Here is a 12,604-nt window from a genome sequence, read left to right on the forward strand (position 1 = left end):
CGCCTACAGCTCACGCCGCCAGAACAGTTCGTGCCGGCGCACAGCCTTGCGGAAGAACTCATTCTCCCCGTACGGCGACGGCTTGCGCCCTGCCAGCCAGCGCTGCAGCAAGCGGCGCAGTCGGCGCTTGAAGGGTGCAGGTGGCTGCAGGTCGTGCATCATGCCCAGGGCCATGGCCTTGTCGCGCTGGGTAGCCAGGCCCAGCACCAGGCTGCAAGGCGCCCAGGCCTGCCCGGTGCTCAGTTGCGGAGGCAAGGCCACACCATCGCCACTGTCGCCCATTGGCCAGCGGTCGTTGTCGTGCAGGTGGTTGGCGTAGCACAGTAAAGTTTCTGGCTGCCAGGCCAGTCCCTGCAGGGCTTCCAGCACGGCCGCCTGGGCGCAGATATGGTCAGGGTGCGGGTCGAGCTGCGGGTGCGGCATCACCAGCACTTCAGGTTTTGCCATGTCGAGCAACGCCCGCAGGTCGGCCAGCAGGTTGTTCCAGGTCGGCGCGCCATCCCGGTCGGCCGGCAGGGGAAACGGGTTGAACTGGCGGAATACGCGGATATCGGCCACCTCGGCCTCGCGGGAGGCGGCTGGCTGTTCCGGCGCAGCCTGCATGGCGGGCAGCTGCAGGCAGAAATAACCCAACTGCACGCAGCGCGACTCCGGCACCCCGGCCCAGCGCGGCACGGCGATGCTGTCCCACGCGCGCAGGCGCCCCTTCAGGCGCGCGGCATCGGCCTTGTCCAGGCCCATTTGCTGATAGTGCTCGGCCTCGATTTCACCAGCGGTCAGGGTGACCACCCAGGTTTCGTCGGCCTGGCTGTAAAGGCCGTATGCGGCCAGCTCGGCGTCATCGGCATGTGGCGCAATCACCATCACCCGACGTCGCTGCAACTCGACCGGCGGGGTTATCCACAGGCGTGGCTGGCCTTGCAGCCGGCAATGCCGGCCGCGCAGGCGCAACGTGCCAGCCTGCAGGGGCGCAGCCAGGCCGGTCAGGTTGAGGAAGCGCACGCCATCGACGCCACGCTCGAAGGTTTGTCGGTCAGCCTGCTCGCCAGCCAGCAGTTCGACCGCCGGGTCGAGGAAGCGCCCCACCCAGCTACTTTTCAGACGCAGTTCAAGGATCAGGGTTTCTTCGCCTTGCAGCGCGCATTCGGCCTTGAGCAGCCCCCCCTCCAGACTGGCGCGGGCTTGCTGCGTGTACTCGCCGAAGTCGTAGGCATAGTCCTCGCCTGGCGCGTAGAACAGGTGATCGGCAAACCACGCCTCATGGCCGGCCCAGAGCAGCGGCAACAGCAGCAGCGGCAACCACCACCAACTCACTACTGCCAAGCCGACCAGCGCAACCACGCCTGCCAGCAGGCCCAGGCGCTTGTTGCGCCGATGGCGCTTGAGCAATTGCTGCTTGCGGCTCACGCCTGGTACACCGGCACGGGGTTGCACCAGCGATCCTTGTACTCGCGGTCGGCACGGCCGAACGAGAAGCGCAGCGGCTTGTTGCGGGCACGGGCGTCTTCCCAGGCGGCCTGGGTATTGAGGAAGCTCAGCACGCTGCCCGGGCTGAAGGCCTTGGTTTCCGGGTCGACCCCGCCATTGATGTACTCGACGCTGACCCACTCCGGCGCCTCGACCCGATAGACCAACTGGATGGCAATCGGTTTGCCGTCCAGCAACAGTACCGAGCCGATCAGCAACGCGCGCAGACGCTCCAGCACCTCGGCCATGCGTTCGGCACCGGTGGCCGGGAAGCCCCAGCGGCGCTGGAACAGGTCGCAGTACATGCTGGCAATTTCCCCAGCGCTGAAGTCACCGATCGGGCGTACCACGCCGCCCGCCTCTTCCAGCAGGCGCAATTCGCGACGCTGGTTGTAGCGAAACTTCTTCGACAGGTCTTCAGGGGCCCGAGCCATGGCCAGCTGCTCCGCCTGCGCCTTGAGCCCGCTGAAACGGCCCTGGTTCAGCTCGGACAGATAGCGCGCGGCATGGCGCAACGGGGCAGTGGCATCGGCCGCTGCAGGCAGAATGATTTCGGCATTGCCCAGGTCGAACAGGGCTTTCTTGCCAGCACGCTTGAGCACGTCCTTGGACAGCGCCAGGTGTCGTCCCCAAGTGGGGATAGCGGCCCTGAGCTCGCCGGCCTGATGCCAGCCCAGGTACCGCACCGGGATCTGCGCCAGCTCGGCCAATTGCTCGACCACCAGCGGATGGGTGGCGACACTGCCGCCAAAGCGCGCCCACGCCTCGGCATAGGCCGCAGCATCGATAGCTTGCCAACCGCGCTCGCGGAAGGCCTGGATACGATTGAGCATCAGGCCTGCCCCACCAGCGCACGCACCTGCGGCAACTGCCAGAAGGCCTCGCGCACTGCCTGGTCGGAGAACCGCTGTCGCAGGCGTTGCAGCATGTGCTCGGCGCAGGCCTCGCGCTGCCCGGCGTCGAGCATGGCCATGTGCTTCAGGCCTTGGGCCAGCTGCGTTGCATCGCCCAGCGGGAACAGCATGCCGACCCCCTCGACCACTTCGCGCGCCCCGCCACAGGCCGTGGCCAGCACCGGCACGCCGGCGACCATGGCTTCGAGCAGGACCATGCCGAACGGCTCATGGTCAGAACTGAGGGCGAACACGTCGAACGCCTGGAAGTAGCGGCGCGCATCCGGCACCTGGCCCAGGAAGTCCACTTGTGCGCAGATACCCAGCTCCGCAGCCAGGGCCTTGAGTGTGGGCTCCAGGCGGCCTTTGCCGAGGATAGCCAGCCGGGCGCCGACCGGTAGCCCCGGCAGCGCCTGGGCAAACCCCCTCAGCAGGGTGGCCTGGTCCTTGTCCGGATGCAGCCGCCCGACGTTGCCGACGATCCACGCCTGCGCATCCAGGCCCAGGGCCTGGCGTGCCTCGGCACGTGGCACCAGGGCCGCCTGCAAGGCGTCGATGTCGATGCGGTTGTACAAAGTCTGGATACGTTCGCCCGGCCACTGCGGCAGGCAGCGACGCATGTCGTCACGCACCGCGTCGGACACACCCAGCAGGCTCAGGCGCTTGCTGAACAGGTTGGCGAACAACCGGCGGCCTTTGCGCTGATAATCGCCAAAGGCATGGTGCACCCCGATTACCGGCAGGCCCGTACCCAGCAGAGCCACATAGATCGGCTTGAAACGGTGGGCAATGCAGAATGCGAAATTGCGCTCGGCCGCGATCCGCCGTAGTGCGCGAATGGCGCCGAGCTTCAGCCCACGCACGGCCTTGGAGCTGAACTCCAGGAACAGCACCTCGTCCGACGCGCAGCCGGCCGCCACTTGAGGATCGGCTGCGCCGGTGAGGAACACCGTGGTGACCTGGTAGCCACGCCCCTGGAACAGGCTGGCGTACTGACGGGCACAGTCCAGGAACGGCCCGTCATAGCCATGGCAGAACTGCAGGATGCGCGGTTCAGAGCGGCTGGTCATACGCGGCTGCGCCGTCCTTCACCACCAGGATGTCTTCCATGATCAGGTACTGCAGGTCCGAGCCGAAGAACATGTTCAAGGCGTCGGTCGGCGAGCAGATCATCGGCTCACCACGGCGGTTCAGCGAGGTGTTCAGCGACACGCCGTTACCGGTCAGGTCTTCCAGCGCTTTCATCATGTCGTAGTAGCGCGGGTTGTATTCGCGCTTGAGCACCTGGGCACGCGAAGTGCCGTCCTCGTGAACCACTTCCGGCACGCGGGTCTTCCACTCTTCAGCCACTTCGAAGGTGAAGGTCATGAACGGCGCCGGGTGGTCGACCTTGATCATCTGCGGGGCGACGGTGTCGAGCATCGACGGGCAGAAGGGTCTCCAGCGTTCACGGAACTTGATCTGGTGGTTGATGCGGTCGGCCACGCCTTCGACGCTAGGGCAACCGATGATCGAACGACCACCCAGGGCACGCGGGCCGAACTCCATGCGGCCCTGGAACCAGGCCACCGGGTTGCCGTCGACCATGATTTTGGCGATCTGCTCGGGCATGTTGTCGAGCTTGCGCCACTTCGGCGCGTCCGGGTGACGGGCGCAGGCGGCGATCACGTCCTCGTTGGAGTACGAAGGGCCGAGGTAGACATGCTCCATCTTCTCGACCGGCACGCCACGGGCGTGAGAGACGTAGGCAGCAGCACCAACTGCAGTACCGGCGTCGCCGGAGGCCGGCTGGACGAACAGCTCCTTGACGTCGGAACGGGCGATGATCTTCTGGTTGAGCTTGACGTTCAGCGCGCAGCCGCCGGCGAAGGCCAGCTTGCCGGTTTCACGCAGGGTATCGCCCAGGTAGTGATCGATCATCTGCAAGGCGAGCTTTTCGAACAGCGCCTGCATGCTGGCCGCGTAGTGGATGTACGGCTCGTCGGCGATGTCGCCTTCGCGTTTCGGGCCCAGCCATTCGATCAGCTTCGGCGAGAAATAGAAGCCCTTGCCTTTCTCTTTGTAGCGGCGCAAGCCAATGACGTTGGCGTACTCGGTGTTGATCACCAGTTCGCCGTTTTCAAAGCTGGCCAGGCGCGAGAAGTCATACTTGCTGGCGTCGCCGTACGGCGCCATGCCCATGACCTTGAACTCACCGTCGAGCATCTCGAAGCCAAGGAACTCGGTAATAGCGCCATACAGGCCACCGAGGGAATCCGGGTCGAAGAATTCCTTGATCTTGTGGATCTTGCCGTTTTCGCCATAGCCGAAGAAGGTGGTGGCGTACTCACCTTTGCCGTCGATGCCCAGGATCGCGGTTTTTTCCTTGAAGCCCGAGCAGTGGTAGGCACTGGAAGCGTGGGCCAAGTGATGCTCGACCGGCTCGATCTTGACCTTTTTCGGGTCGAAGCCCAGCTGCTCCAGGCACCAGACGATCTTCTTGCGGTAGCGCTTGTAGCGACGGTTGCCCATCAGGATCGCGTCGAGGGCGCGGTCGGGGGCGTACCAGTAGCGCTTGGCATAGTGCCAGCGCGCTTTGCCGAACAGGCTGATCGGGGCGAACGGGATGGCTACAACGTCGACGTCGGAAGGCTTGATGCCCGCCTGCTCCAGACAGAACTTCGCCGACTCGTAGGGCATGCGGTTCTTCGCATGCTTGTCACGCACGAAGCGCTCTTCTTCGGCGGCGGCAATCAGCTTGCCGTCAATGTACAGGGCCGCGGAAGGGTCATGGCTAAGGGCGCCGGACAGGCCAAGAATCGTCAATGCCAAGGGATTAGCCTCTTCGTTCGGTAGAAATGCGCCAGCGGCCTCATGGGCGGGTGGCGACTAAAGGGCGGGATTATAACGCAAACACCAAGAACTGCGCGCTCCTGCACAGGGATCGCGGCGCGGCTTATTCGGCGATCAGCCAGTCCATGCGATAGCTGCCGGCGGTCTGCGCCAGCTCTTTGGCCAGCCACGGCAGCAGCTCTTTGAGCTCTTCTTCCAGGCCCCACGGCGGGTTGGCGATGGCCAGGCCCGAGCCGTTCAGGCCCAGCGGGCTGTCCTGGTGATGCACATACAGCTCGACCCGCAGCAACTTCGGCGCGCCAGTGCTGGTCAGGTCCTGGTAGAAACGGGTGAGCGAGCGTTGATCCTTGATCGGGTACCAGATGGCCGCGACAGTCTGGCGCATGCGGCCGATCGCCTCTTTCATCGATGTGGTGCAACGCTTGAGCTCGTCAGCCTGCTCGAACGGCGGGTCGATCAGCATGATCGCGCGCTTTTCCTGCACCGGCAGCAGGGCCCGCGGCACATGCCAGCCTTCGCCCAGGTGCACGGTCACACGCGGGTCTTTCTTCATGTTCTCTTTGAGCAGCGGCCCGTCTTCAGGGTGCTTTTCATTGAGCAGGGCGCGGTCCTGCTGGCGCATGAGGCGGCGGGCCAATTCGGGCGAGCCGGGGTAGTAGCGCAGCTCGCCGTCGGCATTGAGGCGCTTGATGACGCGCAGGTAATCAGCGGCCATGGCCGGCAGGTCATCGCGATTCCACAGGCGGGCGACGCCTTCCAGGTACTCGCCGGTGCGGGTCGCCTGGTCGCCTTGCAAGTCATACAGACCAAGGCCGGCGTGGGTATCGATATAGGCGAACGGCTGCTCCTTGCGCGACATCAGGGCGATGAGGCGGGTCAGCACGATGTGTTTGAGGACGTCGGCGTGGTTGCCGGCGTGGAAGGCGTGACGATAGTTCATGGCAACTCCTGCGCAAGCGGCAAGTTTACCTCGCCTTGCCAGCGGAGTCAGGTGCAGCGATCAACCAGCAACACTTCTTCAGGCGCTCCCGCCCCCCCTGAAAACCTTCATCCGCCGGAACGGGTTCCTGATTCTCCGCCGCGCTGCCAGCAGCAAGAATCCAGCTTCCACCCACCAGGAGTAGATGCAAATGAAAGCTTCCATTCAATACGATAAAACTCAAAATCGACTGCACGGAACACTCGGCGTGAACAATGTGCCCTACACCGCGCAGCTGAAACTCAAGAAACAAGATGGCACTGCCGAGACAATAGTGGTACCGAGCTCGAAGTCCGACGAGTGGGAAGTGAGCCTGGACCGCCATGGCCCTGGTACCTATGAAGCCAGGATCGTCCCGCGTGAAGCCGGCGCATTCGAGCCGACCCGGTGCGAGTTCACGCTCTAAGCAACAATCGCCCCAAACGCAAGCGGCCCGAACAACTACATTGTTCGGGCCGCTTGCGTTACTCATTCACAACTCATCACTTGTCAGCGTGATATGCCGCATCAGCGGTCTCAAAACGCTGCACCATCGCCTGCGAGGGGCTGCCCAGCTTGCTCACCAGGAAAATGGCGATGCTGGCGAACAGGAAGCCCGGGATGATTTCGTACAGCCCGAGAGTGTCGAAGTTCTTCCACAGGATCACGGTCAGTGCGCCAACCACGATCCCGGCCAGCGCGCCGTTACGGGTCATGCCTTTCCACAATACCGAGATCAGCACCACCGGGCCAAAGGCAGCGCCGAAGCCAGCCCAGGCATAGGCCACCAGGCCCAGTACGCGGTTTTCCGGGTTGGCCGCCATGCCAATGGCAATCAGTGCAACGGCCAATACCATCACCCGGCCTACCCATACCAGCTCGCGCTGCGAAGCACCCTTGCGCAGGAAGGCTTTGTAGAAGTCTTCGGTCAGCGCGCTAGAGCACACCAGCAGCTGGCAGCTCAGGGTACTCATCACTGCCGCCAGAATAGCCGACAGCAGCACGCCAGCCACCCATGGGTTGAACAGAATCTTGGCCAGCTCGATGAACACGCGCTCGTGGTTCTCGGTCACCGGGCCCGCCAGGTCCGGGTGCGCAGAGAAGTAGGCAATGCCGAAGAAGCCGACAGCACAGGTACCGGCCAGGCACAGGATCATCCAGGTCATGGAGATGCGACGGGCCTTGGCGATCGACTTGACCGAGTCGGCAGCCATGAAGCGCGCCAGGATGTGCGGCTGACCGAAGTAGCCCAGGCCCCAGCCCATCAGCGAAATGATGCCGATGAAGGTCGCGCCCTTGAGCATGTCGAAGTTGGCCGGGTTCTGCGCCTCGATGGCCAGGAAGGTCGTGTCGACGCCGCCCGTGGAGATCAGCACGATGATCGGCGTGAGGATGAGCGCGAAGATCATCAGCGAAGCCTGAACCGTGTCAGTCCAGCTCACCGCCAGGAAACCACCGATGAAGGTGTAGGCAATGGTCGCCGCGGCACCGGCCCACAGAGCGGTCTCGTACGGCATGCCGAAGGTGCTTTCGAACAGGCGGGCACCGGCCACGATGCCGGAGGCGCAATAGATGGTGAAGAACACCAGGATGACAATGGCCGAGATGATGCGCAGCAGGCCGCTCTGGTCCTCGAACCGGCTGGAGAAGTAGTCCGGCAGGGTCAACGCATCACCGTTGTGCTCGGTCTGCACGCGCAGGCGGCCTGCCACGAACAGCCAGTTCAGGTAGGCACCGACCGTCAGGCCGATGGCAATCCAGGCTTCGGAAAGGCCCGAGAAATAGATAGCGCCCGGCAGGCCCATCAGCAGCCAGCCGCTCATGTCGGAAGCGCCAGCCGAGAGCGCAGTGACCACGCTGCCCAGGCTGCGACCGCCAAGGATGTAGTCGGAAAGGTTGTTGGTGGAGCGATAGGCGGCGAAGCCGATCAGCACCATTACCGCAATGTAGATCACGAAAGTGATCGTTAGTGGATTGCCCATGCGTGTGCCCTGGCGTTTGTTTTTATGTCATGCACAACCAACCGTTTGGATGGTTGCACCCAGGCGGCGAATCCTATGCAACAACGCAAAGACGGTGCAACCCTTTTTCAGTTACAAGTTGCACCTTCTGCAACATTTTCAGATAAAGCCGCTTTTTTGCTCCTTTTGGGAGCATCAACCGCAATTTTCAGAAGAAAAAGCAACCAAAACGGCCCTTTCGGCCATATGGAAAAGAGTGTCGGACGAGTTGCACCCAATAAACGGAAAATTCCGGTTGCACCTGGTTGCACCTGAAATATCCTACAGCTACTCTTGGCAACAGCTTAGGCCACAACCGTGGCAATAATGAGGATAAGAAATGGCGACGACCACCCTTGGGGTCAAACTCGATGACCCGACCCGTGAGCGACTCAAGGCAGCTGCGCAGTCTATCGACCGCACGCCGCATTGGTTGATCAAGCAAGCGATCTTCAATTACCTGGAGAAGCTCGAGGGTGGTGCCACCCTGACCGAAATCAACGGTCATGCCAGCAGCCTGGCAGATGACGCCGGCGAAGTGCAGGCCGATCATGCTCACCAGTGCTTCCTGGAGTTTGCCGAGAGCATCCTGCCGCAGTCGGTACTGCGCTCGGCAATTACCGCCGCTTACCGCCGCCCCGAACAGGAAGTGGTGCCGATGCTGCTGGAGCAGGCGCGCCTGAGCGCTCCGCTGGCCGAAGCGACCAACAAGATGGCCGCTGGTATCGCTGAAAAGCTGCGCAACCAGAAGAGCGCTGGCGGCCGTGCCGGTATCGTCCAGGGCCTGCTGCAGGAATTCTCCCTCTCCTCCCAGGAAGGCGTGGCACTGATGTGTCTGGCCGAAGCGCTGCTGCGCATCCCCGACAAAGGTACCCGCGACGCCCTGATCCGCGACAAGATCAGCAACGGCAACTGGCAGCCACACCTGGGCAACAGCCCATCGCTGTTTGTCAACGCGGCTACCTGGGGCCTGCTGCTGACCGGCAAGCTTGTTTCCACCCATAACGAAGCAGGCCTCACCTCCTCGCTCACCCGCATCATCGGCAAGAGCGGCGAGCCGATGATCCGCAAGGGCGTCGACATGGCCATGCGTTTGATGGGCGAGCAGTTCGTCACTGGCGAAACCATCGCCGAAGCCCTGGCCAACGCCAGCCGCTTCGAGTCCAAGGGCTTCCGTTACTCCTACGACATGCTTGGCGAAGCTGCACTCACCGAGCACGATGCGCAGAAGTACCTGGCGTCCTACGAACAGGCGATCCATTCGATCGGCAAGGCTTCCCATGGCCGTGGCATCTATGAAGGCCCGGGCATCTCGATCAAGCTGTCCGCGCTGCACCCGCGCTACAGCCGCGCCCAGTACGAGCGCGTGATGGAAGAGCTGTACCCGCGCCTGCTGTCGCTGACCCTGCTGGCCAAGCAATACGACATCGGTCTGAACATCGACGCCGAAGAAGCCGACCGCCTTGAGCTTTCCCTCGACCTGCTCGAGCGCCTGTGCTTCGAGCCGTCCCTGGCGGGCTGGAACGGTATCGGCTTCGTCATCCAGGCCTATCAGAAACGCTGCCCGTACGTGATCGACTACGTCATCGACCTGGCCAAGCGTAGCCGCCATCGCCTGATGATCCGCCTGGTGAAAGGCGCCTACTGGGACAGCGAGATCAAGCGCGCCCAGGTCGAAGGCCTGGAAGGCTACCCGGTCTACACCCGTAAGGTTTACACCGACGTGTCCTACGTGGCCTGCGCCCGCAAGCTGCTGGCCGTGCCGGAAGCCATCTACCCGCAGTTCGCTACCCACAACGCCCACACCCTGTCGGCCATCTACCACATCGCCGGCCAGAACTATTACCCCGGCCAGTACGAGTTCCAGTGCCTGCACGGCATGGGCGAGCCGCTGTACGAGCAGGTGGTCGGCAAGATCTCCGAAGGCAAGCTGAACCGTCCTTGCCGCGTTTATGCGCCGGTCGGCACCCACGAAACGCTGCTGGCCTACCTGGTGCGTCGCCTGCTGGAAAACGGCGCCAACACCTCGTTCGTCAACCGCATCGCCGACCACTCGATTTCCATTCAGGAACTGGTTGCCGACCCGGTCGCCAGCATCGAGCGCATGGGCACCCAGGAAGGCAGCCTCGGCCTGCCACACCCGCGCATCCCGATGCCGCGTGAGCTGTATGGCAGCGAGCGGGCCAACTCGGCCGGTATCGACATGGCCAACGAACACCGCCTGGCGTCGCTGTCCTGCGCCATGCTGGCCACCGCGCACAACGACTGGAAAGCTGCCCCGCTGCTGGCCTGCAGCGCCAGCGAGTCCGCTGCTGCACCTGTGCTGAACCCGGCGGACCACCGCGACGTGGTCGGCCATGTCCAGGAAGCCACCGTAGGCGACGTCGACAACGCCATCCAGTGCGCGATCAACGCCGCGCCGATCTGGCAGGCCACGCCGCCGGCTGAACGCGCCGCCATCCTGGAACGCACCGCCGACCTGATGGAAGCCGAGATCCAGCCGCTGATGGGCCTGCTGGTGCGTGAAGCCGGCAAGACCTTCGCCAACGCCATCGCCGAAGTGCGCGAGGCGGTGGACTTCCTGCGCTACTACGCAGTGCAGGCCCGCAACGACTTCAGCAACGACGCCCACCGCCCGCTGGGCCCGGTGGTGTGCATCAGCCCGTGGAACTTCCCGCTGGCCATCTTCACCGGCCAGGTGGCTGCGGCACTGGCCGCGGGCAACCCGGTACTGGCCAAGCCGGCCGAGCAAACCCCGCTGATCGCCGCACAGGCCGTGCGCCTGCTGCTGGAAGCCGGCATTCCTGAAGGCGTGCTGCAACTGCTGCCAGGCCGCGGCGAAACCGTCGGTGCCGGCCTGGTCGGTGACGAGCGCGTCAAGGGCGTTATGTTCACCGGCTCCACCGAAGTTGCCCGTCTGCTGCAGCGTAACGTTGCCGGCCGCCTGGACAACCAGGGCCGCCCGATCCCGCTGATCGCCGAAACCGGCGGCCAGAACGCCATGATCGTCGACTCCTCGGCACTGACCGAGCAGGTGGTGATCGACGTGGTGTCTTCGGCCTTTGACAGCGCCGGCCAGCGTTGCTCGGCCCTGCGCGTGCTGTGCCTGCAGGAAGACTCCGCCGACCGCGTGATCGAAATGCTCAAAGGTGCCATGGCCGAGAGCCGCCTGGGCAACCCGGACCGCCTGGCCGTGGACATCGGTCCGGTGATCGACGCCGAAGCCAAGGCCGGCATCGAGAAGCACATCCAGGGTATGCGCGAAAAAGGCCGTTCGGTTTATCAGGTCGCCATTGCCGATGCTGCCGAGGTCAAACGCGGCACCTTCGTCATGCCGACGTTGATCGAACTGGACAGCTTCGACGAACTGAAACGCGAAATCTTCGGCCCGGTGCTGCACGTGGTGCGCTACAACCGTCGCAACCTGGACCAGCTGATCGAGCAGATCAACAATTCCGGCTATGGCCTGACCCTGGGCGTGCACACCCGTATCGACGAGACCATTGCCAAGGTGGTGGAAACCGCCAACGCCGGCAACATGTACGTCAACCGCAACATCGTAGGTGCAGTGGTGGGCGTGCAGCCGTTCGGTGGTGAAGGCTTGTCCGGCACCGGCCCGAAAGCCGGCGGCCCGCTGTACCTCTACCGCCTGTTGTCGACCCGCCCGGTCGACGCAATAGCTCGCCACTTCGCACTGCAGGATGGCGAAGGCAAGCCAGACCGCGCCCTGCACGAGCAACTGATCAAGCCTCTGCACGGCCTGAAGGCCTGGGCCGAAGGCAACCAGCTGGCCGACCTGGCCACACTGTGCAGCCAGTTCGCCGGGCAATCGCAAAGCGGCATCGCCCGCCTGTTGCCAGGCCCGACCGGCGAGCGCAACAGCTACACCATCCTGCCCCGCGAGCATGTGCTGTGCCTGGCAGACAACGAAGCCGACCTGCTGGCGCAGTTCGCTGCAGTGCTGGCGGTTGGCAGCTCGGCGGTATGGGCTGACGGCGAACCGGGCAAAGCCCTGCGCGCCCGCCTGCCGAAGGAGCTGCAGGCCAAGGTCAAGCTGGTAGCGGACTGGAGCAAGGATGAGGTAGCGTTCGACGCCGTGATCCACCATGGCGACTCGGACCAGCTGCGCAGCGTGTGCCAGCAGGTAGCCAAGCGTGCCGGGGCGATCGTCGGTGTGCACGGGCTGTCCAGCGGCGACCATCAGATTGCGCTTGAGCGACTGGTGATCGAGCGGGCGGTGAGTGTGAACACTGCGGCTGCTGGGGGTAATGCCAGCTTGATGACCATTGGCTGAGGCTGGGGGTTGTTGAAAGGAAAGGGAGAGCTTCGGCTCTCCCTTTTTTATGGAGTGCATGACTTGAAATTGGGGGTGGGCAGACAGGTGCCCGCCCCTTCACGCAACCGGGAGGCATGCCCTCACTGCTTCATGCCCAACTCGGCATCATCCATCAGTG

The 12,604-nt window shown here is 63.7% G+C and carries 9 protein-coding genes; 3 read left to right on the forward strand and 6 right to left on the reverse strand.

The window, feature by feature from the left end; translation table 11 throughout:
* Positions 1-3: 3 nt before the first annotated feature.
* The 5 genes from AC5O5R_RS24795 to AC5O5R_RS24815 all read right to left on the reverse strand — a co-directional run bounded on the left by AC5O5R_RS24795 (position 4) and on the right by AC5O5R_RS24815 (position 6,132).
* Complete coding sequence (locus tag AC5O5R_RS24795; RefSeq protein WP_494515480.1) at positions 4-1,407, reverse strand: PIG-L deacetylase family protein; 1,404 nt, start codon at positions 1,405-1,407, stop codon at positions 4-6.
* On the reverse strand, positions 1,404-2,300 hold the full coding sequence (locus tag AC5O5R_RS24800) for an antimicrobial resistance protein Mig-14 (RefSeq protein WP_172286285.1): 897 nt from the start codon (positions 2,298-2,300) through the stop codon (positions 1,404-1,406). The genes AC5O5R_RS24795 and AC5O5R_RS24800 overlap by 4 nt, the downstream gene beginning before the upstream one ends.
* Positions 2,300-3,430, reverse strand: coding sequence for a glycosyltransferase (locus tag AC5O5R_RS24805; RefSeq protein WP_172286284.1), 1,131 nt, complete (start codon positions 3,428-3,430; stop codon positions 2,300-2,302). Before AC5O5R_RS24805 ends, AC5O5R_RS24800 begins: the two co-directional genes overlap by 1 nt.
* Positions 3,414-5,171: a carbamoyltransferase family protein gene (locus tag AC5O5R_RS24810; protein ID WP_110745982.1), complete on the reverse strand. Its 1,758-nt coding sequence runs from the start codon at positions 5,169-5,171 to the stop codon at positions 3,414-3,416. The genes AC5O5R_RS24805 and AC5O5R_RS24810 overlap by 17 nt, the downstream gene beginning before the upstream one ends.
* Before the next feature lie 124 nt (positions 5,172-5,295).
* Entirely contained in the window at positions 5,296-6,132 is an 837-nt protein-coding gene (locus tag AC5O5R_RS24815; protein ID WP_494514809.1) for a 23S rRNA (adenine(2030)-N(6))-methyltransferase RlmJ, read from the reverse strand.
* A 190-nt stretch (positions 6,133-6,322) separates the two neighbouring features.
* Here AC5O5R_RS24815 and AC5O5R_RS24820 point away from each other — a divergent pair, with 190 nt between their 5' ends.
* Complete coding sequence (locus AC5O5R_RS24820) at positions 6,323-6,577, forward strand: hypothetical protein (protein WP_172224422.1); 255 nt, start codon at positions 6,323-6,325, stop codon at positions 6,575-6,577.
* A 76-nt stretch (positions 6,578-6,653) separates the two neighbouring features.
* Here AC5O5R_RS24820 and putP read toward each other — a convergent pair whose 3' ends face one another.
* Positions 6,654-8,132, reverse strand: coding sequence for a sodium/proline symporter PutP (gene putP, locus AC5O5R_RS24825; protein ID WP_172224425.1), 1,479 nt, complete (start codon positions 8,130-8,132; stop codon positions 6,654-6,656).
* A gap of 75 nt (positions 8,133-8,207) precedes the next feature.
* Between putP and AC5O5R_RS24830 the strand changes: the two genes are divergently transcribed.
* Both AC5O5R_RS24830 and putA read left to right on the forward strand, forming a co-directional pair.
* A complete protein-coding gene (locus AC5O5R_RS24830) occupies positions 8,208-8,426 on the forward strand; it encodes a hypothetical protein (protein ID WP_172224428.1) in 219 nt (72 codons plus the stop codon).
* A 64-nt stretch (positions 8,427-8,490) separates the two neighbouring features.
* Complete coding sequence (gene putA / locus AC5O5R_RS24835) at positions 8,491-12,444, forward strand: trifunctional transcriptional regulator/proline dehydrogenase/L-glutamate gamma-semialdehyde dehydrogenase (RefSeq protein ID WP_172286282.1); 3,954 nt, start codon at positions 8,491-8,493, stop codon at positions 12,442-12,444.
* The last annotated feature ends 160 nt before the right edge of the window (positions 12,445-12,604 follow it).

It is taken from the genome of Pseudomonas sp. 8_5_2, from assembly GCF_059295255.1.